This is a genomic window from Microbacterium sorbitolivorans (assembly GCF_003327285.1).
GTDB classification, from domain to species: Bacteria; Actinomycetota; Actinomycetes; order Actinomycetales; family Microbacteriaceae; genus Microbacterium; species Microbacterium sorbitolivorans.
This window is the reverse complement of sequence record NZ_KZ848473.1, coordinates 116,321-139,918: the sequence shown is the minus strand read 5'-3', so window position 1 is coordinate 139,918 and position 23,598 is coordinate 116,321. Positions and strand designations below refer to the sequence as shown.

Genomic DNA, 23,598 nt, shown 5'->3' with positions numbered 1-23,598 from the left:
GTTCCGGCGCCGCGCCCCTCACCCCACCGTCAGCACGTACCTCGCATACCCCGAGAGGCGCGGCGCGCCGTCGTCCTGTGCCTCAACGAGCACGTGGATCACGTCGGCGGCGAGCGCGTCGGGCGATACCCGCACGCGGACGCCGTCTGGCGATGCCGACACCTCGGCCGTCGCCGTCGACGGGCCGGCGTCGATCCAGGCGCGCACCTCAACCGCGTCGCCGTCCGGATCCTCGACATCGAACGCGAGCGCGAGCGACTCCCCCGGCGACGCCGCGAGAGCGAGACCCCCACGCGGAATGACGCGCGGCGCGTGGTTCGCGCCCTCGAAGGTGTCGGTCACGCTCCAGCGCAGGCGGGCCGCGAGGTCGCGCTGGTAGGCGCCGAACCACTGCGCCGCCTCGCCTCGATCGACGACCGGTCCCTCGGTCTGGAGACCCCAGTCCCCCACGCTGCGCCAGCGGTACGGATCCGCGTCGTCGCGCACCTGGCGCCCGCCCCACCCGCCGAACGACGGATCCCGCCAATTGCGCAGGCCGTTATCGATGTGCATCGCGAACGTCGAGGTGTCACCCTCGGAGAGCCAGGATCCGGCGGGCTGGACGGGGCACCACACGCGGTACCCGAGCCTCGCCAGCTCCCCTTCGGTCGCGTCAGCGATGCCGAAGTAGTCCTCCTCGTCGAAGCTGGCGGCCATCTGCTTGCCGTCGCCCCACACGCGATACTCGGCGCCGATCGGGCCGACGCCCGTGATGTTCTCGCGCATCCAGTCCGGCGACAAGTACTCGCGGTCCTCGTCCGACACCACCGCGAAGGCGAAGTACCCCCACGCCACGGTTGCGACATCGCGGAACTCGAGCTCCGGCCAGTGCGGCCGGATGTACTCCGCGAAGGTCGGATCCTGTTCCGCGAAGGCCGTGATCACGGTGCGGCGCGTGATGAGCTCGTAGATCTCGCGCCACCGATCGGTGCCGGCGAACTCCTCTTCGATCGACATCAGCGCCCGGGCAATCGTGTTTGTCCCGCCCCACGCCTCGGCGAAGACCTTGCCGGGGGCGTCGCCCAAGAGCACGTCGCGGACGAGGTCGGATCCGGGAGTCGGCGCGCTCACGTCGCCGACGTCGACGACGTTACCGACGCGCACGAGCGCGCGAAGGTCCTGCGGATCCGGGTACCGCGCGTCGTGGCGGACGAGGTTCGCATACGCCTTCTCGTACGCGTCGACCGCGATGTCGATGTGCATGCGGTCGCCGGGCGCCGGCCAGCGGTGGGGCGCGATCCCGAGATCGGCGCTGCCTGCGTGATGGAACTGGCTCGACGAATACACCAGCGCCGCGATGTCGATCTCGTTGCTGTACAGCACGAGCCGCAGCATCGAGTTGAGGTCGTCGAGCTCCGGATCCGTCGTCACGATGACGCGCGGCCGTGCGTTCGGGTCGTAATGCGTCACAGCCCGCGCTGACCGATCTCGCGCGCCGCGCGAACGGCACGCGGATCCGCGCCACCGGGCCACGGGCCGCGCGCGACCGTATAGCCGAACGCCACCCCGGAGGTGGGGTCGGCGCATCCGAGCGCGCCCATCGCCCCGTCGTGCCCGAAGCTGCGCGGGCCGCCGAACGCGAGCTGCTGGCTCGGCTTCTGGAAGATGATCGCGTGCGCGCGGTCGTGCTGCGAGAGCACCTCGTCGAAGCCGCGAACCTGCTGCTCGCCGATGACGGCGACGGTGTCGGCGGTGAGAATCGGCGCAGCGCCGTCAATGCCGGTCACGGATCCGGCGAGCACCGTCGCGATTCCGCGCGCCGATACCGTGGCGGATCCGGCGGGGTGCCCGAAGCGATACGACTCCTCCGAGAGGGCGAGGTCGACGGCGGGGCCCGGCGCGGGGCCGAAGACCGCGTCGCCGATGGGGTTGTGACTCGTGCGTTCCGGCCGCTCCCCGAGGGGCGGGACCATCGGTAGCAGTGGGACGAGGCGGTCGTCGAGCTCGGGCGGGAGGCCGAGGTAGAAGTCGGCCCCGAGCGGGCCCCGAATCTCCTGCTCGAAGAACTCGTGGACCGTGCGCCCGTCGAAGCGTTGCACGGCCGCGTCGACCAGGTTGCCGATCGTGATCGCGTGGTACCCGAAGGCGGATCCGGGGCGCCAGAAGGGGCGCGCCTCGGCGAGCCGGTCGGCGGCGCGGTGGTGGTCGAGCAGCTCGTCCCAGCGCAGGCCGGGCTCGGTACCCGGAACTCCCGCCTGGTGCGAGAACAGCTGCCGTCCCGTGACGTGCTCTTTACCGTTCGTCGCGAATTCGGGCCACCACTCGCCCACCGGCGCGTCGAGATCCAGCTTTCCCTGCTGGATCAGCAGCCCGAGCGACAGGCCGAGCGAGTTCTTGGAGGTTGAGTACGGCACCATGAGCGATTCGGCGCCGAGGTGCGGGCCGCCGTTGATGTCGAGCGCGAGGCGCCCGTCCACGTACGCCGACATTTGGAAGGAGTAGTCGGGGTCGGCGGCGAGGTATCCCTCGAAGCGTTCGACGATGTCGGCGAGCGCCTCGTCGGCGGATCCGCGGACAAGGCCATCGGTGAGTTCGTGCATGTGGGTTCCTCTTTTCACGCTCGGATGACTGCCTGGCGCTCGGCGCGACGCCGCGCTTGCGCGGTCGGGTCGGGCACGGGCGATGCAAGAAGCAGTCGCTGGGTATAGGGATGATCGGGGTCGGTCGTGACCTTATCGACGTCGCCCTGCTCAACGATCTCACCGTGATAAACGACGGCGACGCGGTGGCTGATGTGACGGATCACGCTCAAGTCGTGCGAGACGAAGAGGTAGGCGACGCCGGTGCGCTCCTGAATCTCGATGAACAGGTCGAGCACGCGCTGCTGTGTCGTGAGGTCGAGCGCCGACACGGGCTCGTCGCACACGATGAGCTTTGGCTCGAGCGCGAGCGCACGCGCGATCGCGATGCGCTGGCGCTGGCCGCCCGAGAACTCCTTCGGCAGACGCTCGACCGAGTCCGCGGGCATGCCGACGCGGTCTAGGAGTTCCTTCACCCTTCGCCTCGCGTCAGCGCCCGCGATGCCCGCCTGCGTCAGGGGCTCGCTCAGGGTGTCGCCGATCGTCAGCGACGGGTTGAGCGAGGTGTACGGATCCTGGAAGACGACCTGGATGTCGTGGCCGAGCCCGCGCCGCTGGCGCCGCGACAGGTGCGAGATGTCGCGGCCGTCGTAGGTCACGGATCCCGAGGTCACGGGTGCGAGGCCGAGGACGGCCCGCCCGAGGGTCGATTTTCCGGATCCGGATTCGCCGACGATGCCGAGGGTCTCCCCCGCGTTCACGGCGACGGACACGCCCTTCAGCGCGCGGAACGGGGGCTTCCGCCATCCGGCCTGAGGGAACTCGACGACGAGGTCGTCGACTCTGAGGAGCTCTTCGGTCATCGCTGGCCTTCCTTCTCGCGCTGGCGGCGGGACGGGCCGCCCTCGAGGGAGGCGCCGAGAAGCGCCCTCGTGTAGTCGTGCCGGGGGTCGGCGAACAGGTTGCCGGCGGATTGGTGCTCGACGAGCACGCCCATCTGCATGACGTAGACCTCGTCGCAGATGTCGGCGACGACGCCGAAGTTGTGCGTGACGATGAGCAGGCCCATGCCGCGCTCCTGTTGCAGATCGCGCAGCAGATCGAGGATCTCGGCCTGGATCGTCACGTCGAGGGCGGTCGTCGGCTCGTCCGCGATCAGGAGGCGCGGCTCGCAGGCCACGGCGCCGGCAATCAGCACGCGCTGTGCCATGCCGCCCGAGATCTGGTGCGGGTACGAGCGCATGAGGCGCTTCGGATCGGGAATGCCGACGCGGTCGAGGAGCGCGATCGCGCGAGCCTCCGCCTCGCGGCGGCCGATCTTGAGGTGACGGCGCAGCGGCTCTATGAGCTGGCTGCCGATCGTGAACGCCGGGTCGAGGTTGCTCATCGGCTCCTGCGGGATGTACCCGATGTCGCTCCCGAGCATGGCGACGCGCTGTGCGAGCGTCGTCTCGCGGCCGTCGATGGAGATCGTTCCGCCCGTGATGTGGCCGCCGTCCGGGAGGAGACCCAGCACGGCGAGCGCCGTCTGCGTCTTGCCGGATCCGGATTCGCCGACGAGACCGACGACCTTGCCCGCGTCGAGATCGATGTCGATGCCGTGGACGACCTCCGATGCGTCGTCGCCGGATCCGTATGCGACGCGGAGATCGCGGATGCTCAGCAGCTCGCCGGCGGCGGTGGGGACGACCGACGGATCCACGCTGTTCGCCGCGGGCGGCGCCGGCGGAGTGCGCGGCGCGTCGGCGGCGTCGAGCGCGTCGCGCAGAGCGTTGGCGAAGAGCGCGAACGCCGCGATCGTCACGCCGAGCGCGAGGCCAGGCCAGAGAATGAGATGATCGGCGCGGTAGATGTTCTGGAAGCCCTCGTTGAGCGACTGGCCCCAACTGGCGGTCTCGCGGTCGCCCATTCCGAGGAACTCCAGGCCCGCCTGGATCATGAGGCCGAGGGCCGCGACCATGGCCGCCTGGATGACGATCGGGGCGCGCACGATCGTGAGGACGTGGCGCGAGATGATCCGCGCGTCAGAGACGCCCGTGACCCGCGCCGCGTCGACGTACAGCTCGTTGCGCACCGAGCGCACGGCCGCGCGAACGAGAGTGAAGAACGACGGCGCGAGCAGCACACCGAAGACGAGCATCGCCGCCCACATCGACGTGCTGACCGACGCGCGGAACGCGAGCAACACGACGATGCCGGGAAGCGCGAGGATCGCGCTCGAGATCCACGTGCCGACCGTGTCGAACCAGCGGCCGTAGAAGCCGGCGATGAGGCCCGTCGGGATGCCCACGAGCATCGAGACGCCCACCGCGATCGCGGCGCCGATCAGCGATGATCGGGCTCCGTAGATCAGCAGCGAGAGCACGTCGCGCCCGGCGCCGTCGGTGCCGAGCAGGTGGCCGCCGCCGCCGTGCTCGAACAGCCGCGAGAGGTCGCTCTCCTGTGCGCCGTACGGGGCGATGACGTCGGCGAGGATCGCGACGATAAACACGATCGCGATGACGATGCCGGCGACGAGCCCGGCGGGGTTGCGAAGCGCGCGGACGACGACGGATCCGCGCTTTCGCGCCGGCTTTCCGGTCGGGAGGACTGCGGTGAATTCACTACTCATGACAGACGCGCCTTCGGGTTGAAGAAGCCGACCCCGAGGTCGATGACGATGTTGACGATGACGACGATCACCGTCGTCACCAGCACGACGCCCAGCACGAGGGGCAGGTCGCCCTGAGACGTCGAGGTGACGAGCACCTGGCCCATGCCGGGAATCGCGAAGACGCGCTCGACGAACACCGCGCCACCGAGCAGGCCGATGAACTGCAGGCCGAGAACCGTCAGGCCCGCGACGCCCGCGCTCCGGAGCACGTGCTTGAAGATGAGGGATCCGCGGGAGATCCCGCGGGCCCGGAGCGTGCGCACCCAGTCTTGCTGCAGCACATCGCGCACGGCGCCGCGCACCTGCTGCGCCGTCGCCGTGACGGCACCGACCGCGAGCGCGGTGACCGGCAGCGTGATGGACCGCGCCCATCCCCCGATGCCGTCGGTTATCGAGACGTAGCCGGTCGCCGGGAAGATCGGGTTGTCGATCGCGAACCACAGCACGAGCATGAGCGCGAGCCAGAAGCCCGGCAACGCGAAGCCGACGATCGAGAGGACCTGGAGCACGTTATCGAGCCAGCCGCCGTAGTAGGCGGCGGCGAGGCCGAGCGCGACAGCAATGATCGCGGCGACGATCGTCGTGACGATGACGAGGCTCAGCGTGGCGGGCACGCGCGTTGCCATCGCCTGGGAGACTGGCTCGTTCGTGAACCACGAGACGCCGAGGTCGCCGCGGAGGGCGTTGCCCGCCCAATCGAGGTACTGGGTGAGGAGGGGACGGTCGAGGCCGAGCGCCTCGGCGCGCGCAGCGACCTGCTCTTCCGAGGCCGTCTGCCCGAGGATCTGGCGGGCGACGTCGGCGGATCCGGCGCGCATGAGTACGAACGCCAGGGACGGAATCAGCGCGATCAGGACGAGCCCCGAGAGGACTCGTTTCGCAAGAAATGTCAGCATGTGAGCTTCCGTGGATAGGGCGTGGCCCGGCACGGCTGCGCCGGGCCACGCGCGATCAGGCTGCGGGCGAGTAGTTGTAGATCGACGGCACGTTCTGCTGGAGCTGCAGTTCGACCTTCACGGTGTCTTCGTTGACGGCGAAGTTCTCTTCGGCCCAGAACCACGGCTGGAACCAGTTGTTGTCGATGACGAATTGGTTGATCTCGCGGAACGAGGCCTCGCGCTCGTCGTCGGTCTCGCCGGGGATCGCGTCGATGAGCGCCTGAAGATCGTCGTTCGTCGTGCCGAGCGGGTTCCACGCCGACGTCGGGGTGAGGTAGTTCTGCACGACGGACCAGTCGGTCGGCACAGCACCGAGCACCATGACGCTCGCGGCGTACTTGCCGCCGAGCATGTCGCTGATGAAGGCCTGCGACGGCACGTCCTCCCACACCACGTCGACGCCGATCTCGGCCAGGTTGTTCTGAACGCCGGTCATCATGCCCTGGGTGAAGAGGCCCGAGGCGGGCAGCGTCAGAGTGAAACCGTCGACGCCGGCCTCGGCCATGAGCGCCTTCGCCTTGTCGACGTCGTAGTGGTAGGCGTCGGCGAGCTCGGACGACCACGCGGGCGAACCCTCGTTGAACATCTGCGTGTCAATCGTGCCGTCATCGATGCCGAGCGTCACGCTCGCGAGCGTCTCGCGATCGATGGCCCATGCGAGCGCTTCGCGCACCCGCGGATCCGCGAGCTCCGGCACCATGGTGCCGTCGCGATCGAAGAGGATCAGACCGAACCACGAGATGTGGGCCTCGGGCTTCAGGATCGTGTAGCCGGCGGCCGTCGCGTTCTGCACGGTGTCGGGGCTCGTGAGGTTGCCGGCGTCGATCTGGCCCGAGCGGAGCGCATTGAACAGCGCCGACTCGTCTTCGAAGACGCGGAACTCGACCTCGTCGAACTCCTGCAGATCGGGGTTCCAGTAGTCGTCGCGCGCCGTGAGCGTGTACACGGAGCCCTGCACCGTGTCTGTCTCGCTCATCACGTAGGGGCCGGATCCGACCGGTACCGTCGCGAGGCCGCCGCCGTCGAGGCTGTCGGGGCTCGCCATGCGGCCGGCCGCGTCGGAGAGGTTGTAGACGAGGTCGGGAATCGGCTCGGCGAAGGTCGCCGTGACGGTGAATTCGCCCGTCGCCTCGACCGACTCGAGACCGGTGAGCTGAGTGTTGAGCGGGCCGGTTCCCGAGGAGAAGTGCTCGAAGTTTGCCACGACGGCCTCGGCGTTGAACGCGGCGCCGTCGGAGAAGGTCACGTCGTCGCGCAGCTCGAGCGTGATGGTGCGGTTGTCGTCGCTGAACTCCCACGACTTCGCGAGCATCGGCACGTACTCGCCATCGGGCTGACGAAGGATGAGCGTGTCGTAGGCCGCCTGTGCATACGGCTTGTAGTTCGCATCGCCGATGTCGGCCGGATCCCACGACTGCGGGCCGGTCGTCGAGCCGATGCTCAGAATCGAATCCGCTCCCCCGGACGAGCCGGATCCGGAATCACCCGAGCAACCGGCCAGGGTGAGTGCACCGGCCAGAAGCACGATGCCAGCAGTCTTCCAACGGGCCATCTTTGGTCCTTTCATCGTGAGCGATACGTCGTCGTGCCGCCTCTTGGCGACAAAATTAGCACCAAACCAGAACACTTGCTAACTTTTCGTGAGTCACGATGCGGTTACGGCGGTCGACGACGGCATAATCGGGGTATGTCTGCCACCGATGTCACGCCGATTACGCCCGCCTCAGGAACCCCGCGAGGCCCCTACTCGAATGGCATCGCGAGGCGCCGCCAGATCATCGAGACGGCCACAAAGGTCTTCGGGCAGCACGGATACCACGGCGGATCCCTGCGCCAGATCGCCGACGAGATCGGCGTTTCGGCGTCGGCGCTGATCCGCCATTTCGGCACGAAGGCCGAACTCTTTACCGCGGTGCTCGATCATTCCGACTCGGACAAGACCAAGGTCTCGATCACCGAGAACCGTGGCATCGCGGCGCTCCGAAGCTTCGCCGCCGTTACGCACGTCAACGTGCACAACCGCGGTCTCGTGCAGCTACTGCTGAGCACGGCGAGCGAGTCGACGGATCCGTCACACCCCGCGCACGAGTTCATCACTACCCGATACGCCCACCTGCTCGAGGACCTCAGCCAGGCGTTCCGCGACGCGTGCGAAGACGGCGATCTCCGCCCCCTCACCGAGGCGGAGATCGAACACGAGGCGCGCGGCTACATCGCCATGATGGACGGTCTCGGCCTGCAGTGGCTCATCGACCCGACGATGGATCTCGAGGCGAGCGCCGAGCATCTCTACGAGGGGATGCTCGAGCGGCTCGGTGCGCGTCACGAGTAATTCGCGCCCCGCGCTGTCAGACTGGTTTCATGACGACCGCTCTCGTCCCTCTTGACACGCAGCGCTTCCCCGCGTGGCGGCAGCGTTGCCATGCGGAGTACACGGCCGATCTGATCGCCGCGGGTGAGGATCCGGAGGCGGCCGATCGGCACGCGAGAGAGTCGCTCGAGCGCGCTTTCCCGGGCGGATCCGTAACCACGGAGAACGCGGTGTTCGATCTCGTCCACGAGGTGGACGGCGCCGTCGGTTACCTCTGGATCGGCCGCGACAATTCGGGTGACGCGACCTCGTGGTGGGTGTGGGATGTTGTGGTCGAGCCGGAGCACCGCGGTAAGGGATATGGGCGCGCGGCGATGCGGCTCGCGGAGGAGCATGCCCGCGGCGCGGGCGCCAAGACGCTGGGGCTGAGCGTGTTCGGGCACAACAATGCGGCGCGCAGGCTCTACGAGTCCATCGGGTTCGAGACCACGACGGTGAAGATGCGGAAGCAGCTCTAGCTGCGCAGGGTCACACCCTGCGCACCGGCGCCGGTGGATCCGCGATCTCGGCTCGCCGCCGCACCTTCTTGCGGATCGACCGCCGGTTCACGACCGGCCGATACTGGTCTCGCTGATCCATCCAGTGCGGGGCCTTCACGTATGGGACCCCATCGCGCATCCGGATCTCCCACCCCGACGAATCGATGTCGTGGTGGTGGGCCCAGCAGAGAAGCACACCGTTATCGGTGTGCGTCGGGCCGCCCTTGGAGTGCTCCTCGACGTGGTGGATCTCGCACCACGCGGCCGGAATGTGGCAACCGGGGATGATGCATCCACCATCGCGGGCGGCGATCGCCCGGCGCTGGTGGGATGTAAAGAGGCGCTGCGGGGTGCCGAGGGCCATGATCTGACCGTCGGCACCGAAGACCACCTTCTGCACCGCGCCGGTGCAGGCGATGCGGTGGGCGACGCTGGCGGGAACGGAGATGTCGATGCCGTCGATGTCGGCGACACCGCCGTCGCTGACGAGATGTTCGGCATCGACCGTGACGACGAGCGTCGGCGCGGCACCACCGATCGTGGGCGCGTCGGCCGACGCGGCGGCGGCCTGGATCATCGACATCAGCGCGTCGTGCCGGATCTGCGGCATCGTGCGCGGGTCGTGCACCAGCTCATTATCGGCCCACGGTTCGCCCGGCTCAGTCTGGTCGGGCAATGTGCGAAATGTCACCGGGGATCCGGTGGAGGCGGTCGACCCCGTGTAGGCGTCGAGCAGCCGCGTCATGGCGCCCGCGACCTCGGGCGTGACGCGGCCGAAGATGTGTGCGAGGCCGTCGGGGCGGACGCGGCCGACGGAGAACATGCGGCGCCTCGCGACCTCCTCGGCCGCCGGCTCGAGGCCGTTGCGCGTGAGGAACTCGATCCACGCACCCTCGATCGCACGGTAGTCATCGAACGTCTGCGGCAGAGCGTCGTCGGAGTCGGCGAGGGGCCCAGTACCGTAGAAGCCCGCGACGGTGGCGTTCACGATCTCGCGTTCGGCGGTCGCGGCCTCGACCGGATCAATCACGGCCACGCGCGATGCGCGCTCGAACGTGTCGGTTAGATGGGTGGCGACGTCGACGCCCAGCACGCCCGCACGGAGGGCGGCCGCGACCACCGGGTAATCCGGCGGGAGCTCCTCCCCCGTGAGCGAGGTCTCGGGTCGCGTGAGCCGATCGAGGCGGATCCGCGCCCGGAGCTCTGCAGGCGCGACGTGGGTGACGTGTTCGAGCAGCCCCACGGCCGAGGCGAAGTCGTACCGGCGGGCGAGGGACGACTCGCGATCGCGACCGGAACGCGCGTCGATCTCGCCCGCGGCCCGCACCCGGAGCGCGTCGGCCCTGCGCCCGACGTCTTCCAGCGGGCCCAGAGCGTGAACAACCTCAGCCTCGGGCAGGCCCTCGAAATCTTCGAGGAGGCCCGCCAGCAACGAGGCCACCTTCGACGCGCGCTCGCTGAACGAGTGCGTGTCGCGTGGGGTGCCAGACGTCGTTGCCATACACTCATTTTAGTAAGAAACTTCGAATCAGACAAGATCGAGACTCGAATATTCTTTCGATTCATCACTTTCCCGACGAGATCTCACTCATCTCCGCGAGATCGCACTCTTTTCTGGCACAACAACCCGCGAAACGCATCAGGCTCCGGCCAGAAGGAACTCCTCGAACGACCGCGCAAACTCGGCCTCGGTTACGACCGGGATCCCGTGCTTCCCGGCCGTCTTCGCCTTGCCCGACTGGCTGGCCGGATCCGCCGCGACGAGCACGACGCACGTCTTCGTCACGCTACCGGTGGTCATACCCGCGGCTGAGATCCTGCTCGCCCACTCCTCGCGCGGCAGATTAAGCGTGCCCGTGAGCGCCACGCGGCAGCCGACTGCGAGCTCGAAGGTTCGCCCCGTGGGGCCGATCTCGGCCGGCTCCAGCGGTCGAAAGACCGAGACCGGCGCCTGGCTCGCCGCGATGCCGGCGGGCATCTCGAGGTCGAGGATGGTGGCGATCTGCTCAAGCTCTCGCAGTTCCGCGTCGGTCACACGGCCATCGGCCGCCGCCTCGGCAACTGCGGCGTCGAGATACATGCGGTGCAACTCGGGCAGGCGGTGAGGCGCAATCTGCGCGACCTCAGCCATCGACGAGAGCTGCCAGAACTCCGATCGCGAGATCAGGCCGTCTTCCATCACCTTCGCCAGCAGCTCCAGGTAAACCGTCGCACTAACGTCTCGAGCGTCGGAGACGACCGTTACGCGTTGCCAGAGCGGAAGTTCGGCCGTGTCGATATAGCCCCCGTCTCCTTTTGGCGCCGCAGTGCGCGAAACAACGTCGGCCGCGGCACCGGATCCGTCAAGCGCGTGAGGAAAACGCGCCCGGCTGACGTCGCTACCCCATGTGCGGTCGTCGCCGACCAGGCGGATCAACGTCGCAACAATCTCGGCCGCCGCGCGAGCGTCATCCAGTGCAGCGTGAGCGTTCGCGTTCTCGATCTCGAGCACGTCACACACGTCACCGAGCTTTGCCGCACCGAACTCGCGCTTCGACCACACCATGGTGCACAGTGCGGAATAGTCCGCGGGAATCTGGATCCCGGCGGCGGCTAGTTCCGAGCGCAAGAAGCGCACGTCGAACGCCTGATTGTGAGCCACGAGAGTGCGGCCACTCAGCAGCGTCGCAACGTGCGCCGCAACATCGGCGAACAGCGGCGCGGCGACAACATCGCTTGCGCGGATTCCGTGCACGTGCGTCGGCCCCACGTCGCGCCGCGGATTGATGAGCGTTCCCCACTCGTGCTCAATCACACCTGCGTCATCGACAAGAACAACACCGATCTCGACGATCTTGTCGCCGCGGGCGGGCGAGAAACCCGTCGTCTCGAGGTCAATCACGGCAAACGACATGGAAGCTCCGATCGAACACCCTCGTAGACGAAGGCGGTGGTGGCGATGCGCGTTCGTTGCGCATCACCACCACCATATCGGCCTACCGGAGCACCCGAAAAAAGACAAGTACCCGTGTATTAGTACCCGTCGATGACAGTGAAGTCCGGTAACTCCTCAATCAATCGCTGCGTGGAGAGACTCACCGTGACGAGACTCTTGATGAGGTCGACGACGTACCGCGGAGCGTTCTGTTCGCGCAGCCAGTCGTTCGGATCGTTGACTATGCCGCTCTTCTTATCGATCTTCACCTGGTATCGATCCAGGATCCAGTCGAGCGGGCTTCGACCGCCGACCGTGTAGAGCGCCTCTTCTTCAGGGATCCCCGTCAGCGTCAGGTGCGCGTTGTATCGCAGGCTCGTGCGATCCTTGCGTGCACCCCACGCCAGCTTCTCGATGCGGTAGCGCTCGAGCTCGTCGGCAGGCGGCTCGAGCGACCATTCTTCTTGCACGCCCGGATCCGCCGGAGCATCCTCGTAGCGCAGGTGAAGTTCGGCGAGCGCCCGCCCGATGCGGGCATAGTCGAGGAAGCCCGTCACCTGAGGGATCCGCGGAAGCATCTTCTGCAGATCGGCCGCGTAGGTCTCGCGGTAGGTCGGGTGGTGCAGCAACGCGTAGATGCCGTAGAAGATGTCATCCTTCGTGACCTCGTCGCCGTGCACCTTGCGATAGGTGGCGAGCGTCGCGTCGGTGATGTTGTCGACGCGGCGATAGCCGTTCACGACCTCGCCGGACTCGTCGCTCAGCGAGGAGAAGTCGAGGCCGCCAGCGGTGCCGTCGACGACGGGTTCCCAGATGTAGCGCGGGAAGAGTTGCGCGTCACCGTTCACGTGGAGGTCGGCGAGGCGATCGACGATCAGCGGCGGGCTGGGCTTTCGGCCGTCCATGCCGACCGCGAGCGCGACGTTTTCGTGCGCTGCCATTGGCCACATTTTGGGCGTCAGGTAGAGCATCTCATTCAGCTTCGCGGTCCGATCGAAATACACGTACTGTCGCATGAATGGCCGGTATGCGGCGGAACGGAATCCGGCGGGATCAAACACCGTCGGCACGTTCTTCTTAAGGTCAGCGATATTGGGACGCGACCACGACCCCAGCGCGTCGTCTCTGACAATGAGGTTCTCGACGAGTTCTGTCGCGCCTGCTTCGCGAAGGGCATACACACGTTCGCGTTCGGCGTTGAGGTGATCGACATGCCGGCGAATATTGGCCTCAAGCTTGGGGCGACTGAAACCAAATGTCCACGAATCACGGTTAGTTTTTAGGCCGTTTGAGAACTCTCTAAATACGCCCGCAGTGGAGTCCCTGCCCTTCGTCGCCTTGTCACCGAGCGGCACAAACGCCGCAAAGCGTTCATCCCGCTGGTGAATCCAGTCACCTGCCTCGTTGGGCGTAATAGCTTCGAACTCAGTACCGGTTACCGACCCCTCATCGTGCAACCGCTCGAGTTTCTCTTCCCCACTCAGGAAGTCGCCCACGTCACGGTAGTGGACTCGAGCTTGACCAGCAGGCTCGCCGGTCTTCACCAACAGCGTGATTGCGACACCAGTCTGCGATCCCTCTCCGAAGACGTTTCCCGCTTCTCTTCGGCGACGCTCTCCCATAGTGCGGGCGTTCCCGCGCAGGTTGTACACAATGATGTCGCTGAACTCATCCATCCAGCTCAGCCGCACGCCCTCAGCGGTACCGCCGTCCACAAATCCGGAGTTCGACACGAACGCGATAACGCCCTCGTCAATTCGATCGGTGGCCCAGCGCAATGCGCGGTAGTACGAGTCATAGAGCCCGTTCTTATTCGTGCCCGTCGAGCGCTCGACGTAGCTCGCTCGAATCCGAGCGTCGAGCCCCGGGTACTTCGCATTCTGGCTCGCGTCATTCGCGCTCGACTGACCCGATCGGTACGGCGGGTTCATCACCACAACATGCAGCGGCGTCTCCTGCTGGCGCGCCACGCGCTCAGTGTTCTCGCCGAATCCAAGTCCGGACACCTGGCTATCGCGCTCGTCCATCGCGAAGGTGTCGGTGAGGCTGATCCCCGGGAATCCGCCCTCGACAGGCTCCTCGCCATGCTCGGCGCAGAGCTCGCGATAGACGCTCTCGATGTTGACCGCCGCGATGTAGTAGCTCAGCAGCACGATCTCATTCGCGAACAGCTCGCGCGAGTACTTGCGCGTCAGATCCTCGGGCTTGATCAGCCCAATCTGCATGAGCCTCGTGACAAAGGTTCCCGTTCCAACGAACGGTTCGAGAATGTTTACGCCCTCGTCGCTCAGCCGCTTCCCGAAGTGCAGGTTCAACACATCGTCCGCGCTGCGCAGGATGTAGTCGACCACCTCGACAGGCGTGAAGACGATGCCCATCTGATCGGCGAGCATCGGGAACGCCTTCGAGAAGAACTTGTCGTAGAGCGTGACCAGCATCTGCTGCTTCGCCGACACCGTCGTGAGTCCGCGGATCCGCTCGGTGACGCGCGTGTAGAACGCCTCGAGCGGCTCGCGTTCGCGCGCGAAGGCGGCGTTGTCATGGAAGGTGTCGAGCACCTTCTCGAGCGACAACGACACGGGGTTGTCTTGAGTGAACGTGCCCTCGGGGAACATCGCCTCGAAGATCGGCTTCGTGATGAGGTGTTGTGCGAGCATCTCGACGGCCTCGCCGTCGCTCACCTCGGGGTTGACCGTCGCGCGGAGCGCCGTCAGGAACTGCTCGAACGGTGCCCGGTCGGCGTCGGGCGCATCGACGTGCGCGCGGATCAGCGCGATGAATCGCTTGGCGATGTCGGCAATGTCGGCCGCCCAGTCGTCCCAGTACATGCGGTCGCCAACCTTGGCGACGAGCTTGGCGTAGACGGCGTCCTTCCACTGCGAGGCATCGCCCATCGAGAACAGCGCCTGCGGACGGCTGGGCGACGTCGGTGCCGATGTACCGTCGCCGCCCTCGGGCCCGCCCTCGGATCCGCCGTCGGTGCCGATTCCGTGGCCGCCGGTTCCCTTCGTTGAGGTGAGGTCGAGCGAGGTGATCGTGACCTGCTCGGGCAGGGTGCCGGTCAACTTCGCCTGGTTGATCGCGGCGTCGAGGCGCTCGTCGTGCGCACGGAGCGCCTGGAGCACCTGCCACACGACCTTGTACCGTTCGTTGTCGTTCAGCGCTTCCTCGGGCGTCACGCCAGCAGGGATGGCGATCGGCAGCACGATGTATCCGACGCGTTTGCCCTCGGAACGGCGCATCACGCGTCCAACCGCCTGCACAACATCAACCTGGCTCTTGCGCGGGTGCAGGAAGAGCACGGCATCGAGGCTCGGCACGTCCACGCCCTCGCTGAGGCACCGCGCGTTGGTCAGCACGCGCGCCACGGGGCGACCGTGCCGATCCGCGGTCTCTTCTGCCTTCAGCCAGTCGAGTAGCTCGCCGCGCTGGGCGGCATTCATCGTGCCGTCGACGTGCCTGCTCTGCACCGTCAGGTCGTCGGTGGAGTCGTCGTTTGTCCAGTCGGACAGGTGCTCGTCGACCAACGCCTCGAAGTCGCTCGAGATCTTCTTCGACGTCTTGATATCGCGTGCGAATGCGACAGCCCGGCGCATCGGCGAGGAGTCGGCACCGAAGTCGCCCTCGATCTGCTGTCCCCCGCGCTTCGCGAGCGCGTTATAGCAGCCGACGAGCTTCGCGACATCGCCGATCTGCAACTCGTGACCGTCTTCGCTCAGCTCGCGCTGAAGCCCCTCGATCACCTGGTCTTCGCTCACTCCGAGAACGACGACCTTGTAGTCGGTCAGGAGCTGCTTCCGCACGGCCTCGTCGAAACCGATCCGGTAGAGGACGGGCCCGAAGAGGGACTCGTCGTCCATCGACACGAGCACCGCGTCTTTTTCACGCGCGGTGTTTTTCACCTCGGGCGCAAAGATGCGGGGCGTCGCCGTCATGTAGACACGCTTCTCGGCCGAGATGACGGCATCGTCGTGAATCTTGACGAAGTGCGACTCATCCTCGTCCGCGAGCGTCACGCCCGTCGTGCGGTGCGCCTCATCACAGATCACGAGATCAAACGTCGGTGCGCCGCCCAATTGCTGAGCCTCGGCGACCGCGTCGATCGATTGGTACGTCGAGAACACGACGGTCATGCCCTCGTCGACCTCAGCCCGCGCGTCCAGATACTCGGCCAGCTTGGCGCCGTCCGTGGTCGCCGGCGCGCCCAGGTCCTCGAGCATTACGCTCGTGATGTCGCCATTCTTGACGCGCCCAACGTTCGCGTCGCTTCCGACGGCGAAGGCCTGGAAGTCGAGTTCAGGGTCGCGCTCGGCGCTCCATTCGGTGAGCGACTGCTGCAAGAGCGCCAGCGACGGCACCATGAAGAGGATCGTCGACGCACCGCTGGCGCGCTCGCGCGTCCACCGCTCGGCGAGCTTCAGCGCGGTGAAGGTCTTTCCCGTGCCGCAGGCCATGATCAGCTTGCCGCGGTCGATGGCGTCGTCGCCCACCGCCGAGAAGGCTTCCATCACAGCAGTAATCGCGTCGTGCTGGTGCGTGCGCGGCATCTTGCGCTCATGGCGCACCGGCGCCTTGGCCGGCGTGGTGAGGGTGTAGCTCGACCAGTCGATCTGGCTGTGACGGAGCTCATCCAGCCCCACGCGCCGCACCGGCTTCGTCCGGTTCTTCAACGCTTCGAGCGCGTTGACCGACCAATCCCCCGAGGTCGTGTCGATCACGAGGCCCTCGGTGAAGGGCTCCTTACCCATCGCCTCGAAGAACGAGTCGAGATCACTCTTCTGCACTCGGTGATCCGCCGCGAAGAACTTCACCTGCACCGCCAGGAGGCCACCCGTCTGCGTCTCGGCGACGAGATCGATGCCGGTGTCAGGACGCGATCCGCGCCCGGGCCAGTCCTTCCAGAGCCACACGGCTCCGAGCTGGTCGGCCCACAACGGGTCGATCGTCAGGAAGTGGCGCGCCACCTGCTCGAGATAGTTGCCCTTCATCCGCTCGCTGTCGGAGAGAGCGCGGAACTCCTCCAGCAGTGCATCGAAGGGCAAAGCGGCCTCGGTCTCCGACGGCTCGAAGCGCGGTCCGCGCTTCGGTGCCGGCGAGTCGGAGCGGTGAGAATCGGTCGCCGAAATCTTGCGCATGCCCCGAGTGTACAAGTACCCGGGCATCTCTACCCTGGTGCAAACTTCCGGTGCCTATAACGCTTGAGGGATGCCCCGCGTTCCTTCCGCTGCCGCCGCCTTTGTCGGCACGCGGATCGCTCATTTCCGCGCTCGGCAGGGCATGACGCAGGATCAGCTGGCGGTCGCCGCCGACATCGATTCGTCGAACATTCGCTCCTATGAATCAGGCCGAGCCATGATGAATGTGCGCTCGCTCGTGCGCATCGCGACGGCACTCGAGGTCGCCCCGGGCGAGCTCATCGACGAGCTCACGCCCGAGATGTTCGACACCCACCTCACGCGCGTCACCCGGTAGTCGCCGCCCGCATAGGGTGATCCCATGCAACAACCGCCCGTCGCGCGCGCCTACTTTGCGCTGCAGGCGCTCGCGGGCGCGGTCTGGTGGATCCTCGTGGCCACCGTCCCGCTCGTCCGCGAGCTCACGCTCGGCGGCCTCCCCGCCCTCCCCATCGCGCTCGCCGATCTACCGCTCTTCGTCGGCGCGTCGGCGCTCGCGGCGTGCAACATCGCCTGGGCCGCCTGGGTCGCGGCCGGGTGGACGACCCTCGTCACGCTCGCGATGGCCGCCTACGCGACGGTCACGACGCAGGCGGGCTGGGGCGCGCTCGCGATGATCGCGGCGACCATCGGATCCGCTATCGCGGCGATCGTGATCGCGCGCGGCTCGTTCCCCGCGCACTGGATCCTGCTCGGCCCGCTCGGGATGCGCGAGGCGCGGCCGGCGACGCGGGCGCGCAACCTGCTCGCGACCGCGGGGCAGATCACGGTGTTCTGGGGCTTGTTCCTCGTCGTGATCCCGGTGGTCCTCACCTGGTTCGAGCGCCGCTGGCAGGTCGACCTGCCCGTGCCCGCGGCCGTGCGCATCGCCGGACTCGTGGTGCTCGGCGCGGCGAGCGCCCTCGGCCTCTGGTCGGGCGCAACGATGGCGTCGCGCGGCGACGGCACTCCCCTGCCATCGGCCACCGCGCGGCGCCTCGTGATCGCGGGACCCTACCGCTTCGTTCGCAACCCGATGGCGGTCGCCGGTATCGCGCAGGGCGCGGCGGTCGGGCTGCTGCTCGGATCCTGGCTCGTGGTGGTGTGGGCACTCTGCGGCTCGCTCGTGTGGAACTGGCTCATCCGCCCCATCGAGGAGGGCGACCTCGAAGAGCGCTTCGGTGACGCCTTCGTCGCGTACCGCGACCGCGTGAGCTGTTGGGTGCCGCGCCACGTCTGGCCCCGTATCGTGGACACATGACGACCCCTGATCCGCGCGAGTGGTGCCGCGATGCGATTCGCGTGCTTGAGGCCGACGCGAATCGCAGCGCCGACACGCACCTGCACGTGTTTCCGCTGCCGCCCGAGTGGGGCATCGACCTCTATTTGAAGGACGAGTCGGTTCATCCGACGGGGTCGCTGAAGCACCGACTGGCGCGCTCGCTCATTCTGTATGGCCTCGTGAACGGCCGCATCCGCAAGGGCACGACGCTCATCGAGGCGTCGAGCGGATCCACCGCCGTGTCGGAGGCGTACTTCGCCCAGATGCTGGGGCTCGACTTCGTAACGGTGGTGCCGCGGTCGACGAGCGCCGAGAAGATCCGCTTCATCGAGTTCTACGGCGGGCGCTGCCACTACGTCGACGACCCGACGCAGATCTATGCCGAGGCCGAGCGCCTGGCGTCGGAGTGCTCGGGCTACTACCTCGACCAGTTCACCCTCGCCGAGCGCGCGACCGATTGGCGCGGCAACAACAACATCGCCGAGAGCGTCTTCGCGCAGCTCGTCGCCGAGCGCTTCCCCATCCCGACGTGGATCGTCGTCGGCGCGGGAACGGGCGGCACGAGCGCGACCTTCGGCCGCTACGTGCGATACCGCCGCCACGAGACGCGGGTCGCGGTCGTGGATCCGGAGAACTCGGCCTATTACGAGGGCTGGAAGTCGGGCCGCACCGACTACACGACCGGCAAGCCGAGCCGCATCGAGGGCATCGGCCGCCCACGCGTCGAGCCCTCGTTCATCGGCGACGTCATCGACGAGGTCCTTCCTGTGAGAGACGCGGCGTCGCTCGCGGCGATCCGCGTGCTGCGCGAGCGCACCCGGCACTGGGCCGGCGGATCCACGGGTACGAACCTCGTCGGCGCGTTCCAGCTGATCGCGCGCATGCTCGCCGCCGGCGAGCGCGGCAGCGTCGTCACCCTCATCTGCGACGGCGGCGCGCGCTACGAGGCCACCCACTACAACGACGAGTGGATCACCTCGCAGGGCCTCGATCTCGCCCCCGAACGCGCGCGCATCGACCGCTTCCTCGCCACGGGCGAGTGGGATCTCGCGTAACGCGGATACGCTCGTAGTCGAGAGGTCGAGAGGAGGCATTATGTCCATGCCCCGCAACGCTTTCCGCCGCGCGAACCGCGCCGCGGAGGTGCCCACCGGATCCACCCGGCTCACGCGCTACGTCGCCGACGGTCGCGCATCGATACCGGATCCGGGAGCGAGCGTCGCGGACGGGCTCGCGTTCGCGGCCGCCGGCGAGGGCCGCATGGCGCTCTTCCTCTATGCGGCCCCGACCCCGGAGGAGATCGCCGAGCTCGCGTCGGCGTGGGAGCTGCACCCCGTGCTCGTCGAAGACCTCGTGCACGCCGGCCAGCGGCCGAAGCTCGAGCGGTATGGCGACGTGATGTTCCTCGTGATCCGCTCGGCGCACTATGTCGACGAGACCGAGGAGGTCGACTTCGCCGAGTTTCACGTGCTCGTGAAGCACGGCGCCGTCGCGGTGCTGTGCCAGGACGGGCGCTGGATCGACGGATCCGACGGCGTGAACCTGCTCGTCGCCGACGAACACGACCGCGCGCTCTTGAGCGACGACGAGTTCCTCCGCCGCGGCCCCGAGGCCGTGGTCTACCGGCTGATCGACGCGATCGTCGACGGCTACATCCCGGTGTTGCAGGGCATCGCGATCGATAAGGAACAGATCGAGCGGCAGGTGTTCAGCGGCGAGCGCTCGGTGACCGAGCGCATCTACCGCCTGAACCTCGAGGTCATCGAGATGCAACAGACGACGGCTGCGCTCGACGAGGTCATCGACTCGCTGCGCGCCGGCTTCCGCAAGTATGGGGTCGACGAGCGCCTGCAGACCTATCTGCAGGACGTGTCCGACCACCTCGCCCGCGCCAATTCTCGGGTCGCCGAGTATCGCGCGGCGCTCTCGCAGATCCTCGACGTCAACTCGACGCTCGTCGCGCAGCGCCAGAACGAAGACATGAAGAAGATCTCGGGATGGGCGGCCATCTTCTTCGTCCCGTCTCTCGTCGCGGCGATCTACGGCATGAACTTCCGTAATATGCCCGAGCTCGATTGGGAGTTCGGCTATCCGTTCGCGATCGGCCTCATGCTGCTGCTCACGGGGTGCCTCTACCTCGTCTTTAAGTGGAAGAAATGGCTCTAGCGCGAAAAAGTGGCCCGCGGGGATGATTCCCCGCGGGCCACTCGCTCGCTGTAATTAGTCGGCCTTCTTGCGCCCGGTGATCGCGCCCCAGATGAGGAGCACGATCAGCGAGCCGCCGATCGCGAGCAGCCAGCTCGACAACGAGAAGAACTCGTTCACGCCGGTGTTGAAGATGATGCTGCCCAGCCAGCCACCGATGACCGCACCGATGACGCCGAGCACGAGGGTCGCGATCCAGCCGCCACCCTGCTTACCCGGGAGGATGGCCTTGGCGATCGCGCCGGCAATCAAACCCAGAAGCAGAAAACCCAAGAATCCCATGATGTGTTCCTCTCTTCTCGGACGAGAAAGCTCGTACGGTTGGGAAACCCACACTATGAGAACTCGGTTTTCAGCGGAACCCCCTTTACGAAACGGTGACCGTCTACGCGGTGCGGGCGACATACCCCAGTAGAGTCGAATGGTGATGACTGGCGACGTGGAGCTCTTCTCGATGCCGCTCTCCTGGGAAGAGATCCGGCGCCGAGCGGTCGCCGCCGCGCAGGAAAACCTCGATCACGAGATCCGGAAGACGCGCGGCGCCCTCATTTCCGAGCGTCCCATCGCGTGGGATCCGTTCGGCCGCGGCATCACCGTCGACGTCGGAGCCCCGCGCGGCATCTACTGGAAGCAGTCGCACTTCTACCTCGTCGACTCTGCCGAGCAGAGCGACGAGGCCCACCGGCACGTCGCCGAGTATCACGCCTATAACCCGACGACGGGCGTGCTGATCCTGTCGGTGTCGGACGAGACCCGGCGAGCGCTCACCCACACCCGCACCGTCAACGTCTTCCGCGCCGAGCCCGTCGCGATGGATCTCGCCGTGCGCTGGCGCGAGGCGCTCGGCGAGATGGATCGCGGCCCGCGCGTCGCCGACCTCTTCTCATCGGAGCCGGCCTCGATCGCGCCGGCGGCGGATCCGTCTCTCAACGCCGAGCAGGCCCGCGCGCTCGGCGCCCTGACGTCGCCCGGCGGGTGGTTCGTCTGGGGCCCGCCCGGCACCGGCAAGACCACCGTGATCGCCCGCGCGGTGCGCGAGGCGATCGCGCGCGGCCAGAGCGTGCTGCTCGTCTCGCACACGAACGCGGCCGTCGACACGGCGCTCGCGGCGCTGCCGTCCGACGAGCTCGCGCCGGGCCAGGTGGTGCGGTACAGCGGATCCACGACAGAGCGCGTGCGCGCGGACGTGCGCGAGCATCCATTCTTCCTCTCGGGCAAGGCTGCGGGCATCGCGATGGGTCTCTCGGAGCGCGCCGGCGAGATCGATAGCGCCCTCGCCGTCAACGCCGAGCACGCCGATCGCGCGCGCGAGCGCGAACTGCACGCCTACCTCACCGGATCCGAGGTCGGTTTCGACCGGCTGCGCCACGCCCGCGACGCCGAGTCGCAGCTCGCGAAGCTCGACGAGGTGCTCACCCATATCGAGGAGCTGCGCGACGCGACCGTCGTGACCGACCGCGAGATCCTCGCCCTCACACAGCAGGCGTCGCACTTCGAGGGCCTCGAGACGGCGCTCGAGGCGATCGAGGCCGAGGCACGCGGGCTCGACGCGGCCTGCAAGCGCCTCGCCGCGCACCGCGAACGCCAGGCGCAGATCCTCGACCAGATCGGTCCCGCGCTCGCGCAAGCGCGCTCGTCGTCAGACGAGGTCGAGTCGCGCCCCGGATCCCGCCTGCCGTGGGTCGCTCGCGAGCGGCGCCGCGACATCGATGAGGCGCGCCTCATCGTGCGCGACCTGACCGCTGCGCGCTCGACCGCGGAGGCCGAGGTGCGCCGGGCCGACGACATGCTCGCCCAGATCGCGCAGCGGTTGCGCCGCTTCGACACGCGCGTCGCCGGGATCCGCGAGGAGGAGGCCGCGCGCGACAAGCTGCAGGAGCGCATCAACGAGAAGAAGCGGCTGCGCCAGGCTCGCATCAACCGCGTGCAGGCGCTCTCGCACGAGGCAGCGTTGCTACGCGAGGCCGCCGGCGACGCTGTCTCGCGGCTCGACGAGTTCCGCGCGCTGCGCAATACCCGCCTGTGGCAGGCGATGGGCGAATACGATCGCCTGCTCACGCGAATCCAGAACCTCGATGCCGAGCAGGCCGCCCTCACCCGCGCGAAGGAGAACCTCGACGAGGAGTTCCGCCACACGCACCGGAACCTGCTCGCGCACGCACCGGGCGTCGCGACGACGCTGACGGCGCTCGCGTTCACCCCGATCCTGCGCGGGCGCCGCTTCGACGTCGTCATCGTCGATGAGGCAGCGAGCGCCGAGCCGCACACGATCGTCTACGCCGCGGCGAAGGCCGACACGACCCTCGCGGTGGTCGGCGACTTCCTGCAGAACGCGCCGATCGCGGAGGGCGCGCCGCCGAAGGACATCTTCGAGGTCGCAGGCATCACCGACCGCGCGAGCGCCGAGGCCCACCCGCGTTGTGTTGCGCTCTCGCTGCAGTACCGCTTCCCCACGCTCGTCGCCGACGCCGTGAACGACTTCTGCTACGACGGCCTCCTGCGCTCGGCGAACGACGCCCCGGGCCGCATCGTCTTCCTCGACATCTCGGGAACGCTCGAGCGCGCGGGCACGAGCTGGGCCTGCCCCGAGACCGCCGCGGCGGCCGTCGAGCTCGCCGCGCAGATCGACGGCGACGTCGGCTTCGTCACCCCGTATGCCGCACAGGCCGCGGCCGTCGAGCGACGCGCACGCGAGGCCGGCGTCATCCTCGAGGCGGGCACCTCGCACCGCTTCCAGGGGCGCGAGTTCGGCACCGTCATCGTCGACCTCATGCAAGACGACCGCCCGCGCTGGGTCGCCGCCGCCGACCTCGCCGGATCCCCGCACGCCGTCGCCGCCGCAAAGCTGCTGAACGTCGCGCTCACGCGCGCGAAGAACACGCTCTACGTGATCGGCGATTGGTCGTTTGTGCGCACCCACCCGTCACCCGGCATGCGGGCGATCGCCGCGCTCGAGGGCCGCGATGGGTTCGAGGTGCGGCAGATCGCGGTCGAGTCCGTCTGACAGACTCCTCATCCTGCAGGCGACCGCCGTTCGGTGTCGCC

At 67.5% G+C, this 23,598-nt stretch carries 17 protein-coding genes; 7 read left to right on the top strand and 10 right to left on the bottom strand.

Annotated features, from left to right (window positions below; all coding sequences use genetic code 11):
- Nucleotides 1–18: 18 nt before the first annotated feature.
- From DTO57_RS00675 to DTO57_RS00650, 6 genes are read right to left on the bottom strand one after another with little or no spacing between them, the layout of a single operon-like run.
- Nucleotides 19–1,449, bottom strand: a complete 1,431-nt coding sequence (locus DTO57_RS00675) for a DUF1593 domain-containing protein (protein WP_187346600.1) — start codon at nt 1,447–1,449, stop codon at nt 19–21.
- Complete coding sequence (locus tag DTO57_RS00670) at nt 1,446–2,579, bottom strand: serine hydrolase domain-containing protein (RefSeq protein WP_114116309.1); 1,134 nt, start codon at nt 2,577–2,579, stop codon at nt 1,446–1,448. The genes DTO57_RS00675 and DTO57_RS00670 overlap by 4 nt, the downstream gene beginning before the upstream one ends.
- A gap of 14 nt (nt 2,580–2,593) precedes the next feature.
- Nucleotides 2,594–3,421, bottom strand: a complete 828-nt coding sequence (locus DTO57_RS00665; protein ID WP_114116308.1) for an ATP-binding cassette domain-containing protein — start codon at nt 3,419–3,421, stop codon at nt 2,594–2,596.
- Nucleotides 3,418–5,169, bottom strand: a complete 1,752-nt coding sequence (locus DTO57_RS00660; RefSeq protein ID WP_114116307.1) for a dipeptide/oligopeptide/nickel ABC transporter permease/ATP-binding protein — start codon at nt 5,167–5,169, stop codon at nt 3,418–3,420. The genes DTO57_RS00665 and DTO57_RS00660 overlap by 4 nt, the downstream gene beginning before the upstream one ends.
- The gene (locus DTO57_RS00655) at nt 5,166–6,107 is read right to left on the bottom strand and encodes an ABC transporter permease (protein ID WP_114116306.1); all 942 of its coding nucleotides are present in this window, start codon (nt 6,105–6,107) and stop codon (nt 5,166–5,168) included. Before DTO57_RS00655 ends, DTO57_RS00660 begins: the two co-directional genes overlap by 4 nt.
- A 55-nt stretch (nt 6,108–6,162) precedes the next feature.
- Nucleotides 6,163–7,701 (bottom strand): ABC transporter substrate-binding protein, encoded by a 1,539-nt coding sequence (locus DTO57_RS00650; RefSeq protein WP_162785606.1) that lies wholly within the window; start codon nt 7,699–7,701, stop codon nt 6,163–6,165.
- A gap of 135 nt (nt 7,702–7,836) precedes the next feature.
- Here DTO57_RS00650 and DTO57_RS00645 point away from each other — a divergent pair, with 135 nt between their 5' ends.
- Both DTO57_RS00645 and DTO57_RS00640 read left to right on the top strand, forming a co-directional pair.
- On the top strand, nt 7,837–8,481 hold the full coding sequence (locus DTO57_RS00645) for a TetR/AcrR family transcriptional regulator (protein ID WP_114116304.1): 645 nt from the start codon (nt 7,837–7,839) through the stop codon (nt 8,479–8,481).
- Nucleotides 8,482–8,510: 29 nt separating this feature from the next.
- Nucleotides 8,511–8,978, top strand: coding sequence for a GNAT family N-acetyltransferase (locus tag DTO57_RS00640; protein ID WP_114116303.1), 468 nt, complete (start codon nt 8,511–8,513; stop codon nt 8,976–8,978).
- A 10-nt stretch (nt 8,979–8,988) separates the two neighbouring features.
- Here the strand turns inward: DTO57_RS00640 and DTO57_RS00635 are convergent, their stop codons facing one another.
- The 3 genes from DTO57_RS00635 to DTO57_RS00625 form a co-directional block, all read right to left on the bottom strand.
- Nucleotides 8,989–10,500, bottom strand: coding sequence for an HNH endonuclease signature motif containing protein (locus DTO57_RS00635; protein WP_114116302.1), 1,512 nt, complete (start codon nt 10,498–10,500; stop codon nt 8,989–8,991).
- 138 nt (nt 10,501–10,638) lie between these two features.
- Complete coding sequence (locus DTO57_RS00630; protein WP_114116301.1) at nt 10,639–11,892, bottom strand: exonuclease domain-containing protein; 1,254 nt, start codon at nt 11,890–11,892, stop codon at nt 10,639–10,641.
- 119 nt (nt 11,893–12,011) lie between these two features.
- Entirely contained in the window at nt 12,012–17,048 is a 5,037-nt protein-coding gene (locus tag DTO57_RS00625) for a DEAD/DEAH box helicase (RefSeq protein WP_162785605.1), read from the bottom strand.
- Between the two features lie 70 nt (nt 17,049–17,118).
- Between DTO57_RS00625 and DTO57_RS00620 the strand changes: the two genes are divergently transcribed.
- The 4 genes from DTO57_RS00620 to DTO57_RS00605 are packed head-to-tail and all read left to right on the top strand — an operon-like array spanning nt 17,119 to nt 20,514.
- Nucleotides 17,119–17,385, top strand: coding sequence for a helix-turn-helix domain-containing protein (locus tag DTO57_RS00620; protein ID WP_114116300.1), 267 nt, complete (start codon nt 17,119–17,121; stop codon nt 17,383–17,385).
- A gap of 24 nt (nt 17,386–17,409) precedes the next feature.
- Nucleotides 17,410–18,327 carry a methyltransferase family protein gene (locus tag DTO57_RS00615; RefSeq protein WP_114116299.1) on the top strand — a complete coding sequence of 306 codons (918 nt, stop codon included), beginning with the start codon at nt 17,410–17,412 and terminating at the stop codon, nt 18,325–18,327.
- Nucleotides 18,324–19,403, top strand: a complete 1,080-nt coding sequence (locus tag DTO57_RS00610) for a PLP-dependent cysteine synthase family protein (protein ID WP_114116298.1) — start codon at nt 18,324–18,326, stop codon at nt 19,401–19,403. Before DTO57_RS00615 ends, DTO57_RS00610 begins: the two co-directional genes overlap by 4 nt.
- A gap of 46 nt (nt 19,404–19,449) precedes the next feature.
- Nucleotides 19,450–20,514, top strand: coding sequence for a magnesium and cobalt transport protein CorA (locus DTO57_RS00605; RefSeq protein WP_229730350.1), 1,065 nt, complete (start codon nt 19,450–19,452; stop codon nt 20,512–20,514).
- A 54-nt stretch (nt 20,515–20,568) separates the two neighbouring features.
- On the opposite strand, the gene DTO57_RS00600 is transcribed toward DTO57_RS00605, so the two are convergent.
- On the bottom strand, nt 20,569–20,835 hold the full coding sequence (locus DTO57_RS00600) for a GlsB/YeaQ/YmgE family stress response membrane protein (RefSeq protein WP_114116296.1): 267 nt from the start codon (nt 20,833–20,835) through the stop codon (nt 20,569–20,571).
- A gap of 145 nt (nt 20,836–20,980) precedes the next feature.
- Here DTO57_RS00600 and DTO57_RS00595 point away from each other — a divergent pair, with 145 nt between their 5' ends.
- Nucleotides 20,981–23,557, top strand: coding sequence for a DEAD/DEAH box helicase (locus tag DTO57_RS00595; RefSeq protein WP_162785604.1), 2,577 nt, complete (start codon nt 20,981–20,983; stop codon nt 23,555–23,557).
- The last annotated feature ends 41 nt before the right edge of the window (nt 23,558–23,598 follow it).

Excerpts from the sequence above, each read along its gene's own strand:
- DTO57_RS00645 (WP_114116304.1), top strand. The coding sequence starts at position 7,837 with ATGTCTGCCACCGATGTCACGCCGATTACGCCCGCCTCAGGAACCCCG.
- DTO57_RS00615 (WP_114116299.1), top strand. The coding sequence starts at position 17,410 with ATGCAACAACCGCCCGTCGCGCGCGCCTACTTTGCGCTGCAGGCGCTC.
- DTO57_RS00650 (WP_162785606.1), bottom strand. The coding sequence starts at position 7,701 with ATGGCCCGTTGGAAGACTGCTGGCATCGTGCTTCTGGCCGGTGCACTC.
- DTO57_RS00640 (WP_114116303.1), top strand. The coding sequence starts at position 8,511 with ATGACGACCGCTCTCGTCCCTCTTGACACGCAGCGCTTCCCCGCGTGG.
- DTO57_RS00605 (WP_229730350.1), top strand. The coding sequence starts at position 19,450 with ATGCCCCGCAACGCTTTCCGCCGCGCGAACCGCGCCGCGGAGGTGCCC.
- DTO57_RS00655 (WP_114116306.1), bottom strand. The coding sequence starts at position 6,107 with ATGCTGACATTTCTTGCGAAACGAGTCCTCTCGGGGCTCGTCCTGATC.
- DTO57_RS00665 (WP_114116308.1), bottom strand. The coding sequence starts at position 3,421 with ATGACCGAAGAGCTCCTCAGAGTCGACGACCTCGTCGTCGAGTTCCCT.
- DTO57_RS00595 (WP_162785604.1), top strand. The coding sequence starts at position 20,981 with ATGACTGGCGACGTGGAGCTCTTCTCGATGCCGCTCTCCTGGGAAGAG.
- DTO57_RS00625 (WP_162785605.1), bottom strand. The coding sequence starts at position 17,048 with ATGCGCAAGATTTCGGCGACCGATTCTCACCGCTCCGACTCGCCGGCA.
- DTO57_RS00630 (WP_114116301.1), bottom strand. The coding sequence starts at position 11,892 with ATGTCGTTTGCCGTGATTGACCTCGAGACGACGGGTTTCTCGCCCGCC.
- DTO57_RS00660 (WP_114116307.1), bottom strand. The coding sequence starts at position 5,169 with ATGAGTAGTGAATTCACCGCAGTCCTCCCGACCGGAAAGCCGGCGCGA.
- DTO57_RS00610 (WP_114116298.1), top strand. The coding sequence starts at position 18,324 with ATGACGACCCCTGATCCGCGCGAGTGGTGCCGCGATGCGATTCGCGTG.
- DTO57_RS00635 (WP_114116302.1), bottom strand. The coding sequence starts at position 10,500 with ATGGCAACGACGTCTGGCACCCCACGCGACACGCACTCGTTCAGCGAG.
- DTO57_RS00670 (WP_114116309.1), bottom strand. The coding sequence starts at position 2,579 with ATGCACGAACTCACCGATGGCCTTGTCCGCGGATCCGCCGACGAGGCG.
- DTO57_RS00620 (WP_114116300.1), top strand. The coding sequence starts at position 17,119 with ATGCCCCGCGTTCCTTCCGCTGCCGCCGCCTTTGTCGGCACGCGGATC.
- DTO57_RS00600 (WP_114116296.1), bottom strand. The coding sequence starts at position 20,835 with ATGGGATTCTTGGGTTTTCTGCTTCTGGGTTTGATTGCCGGCGCGATC.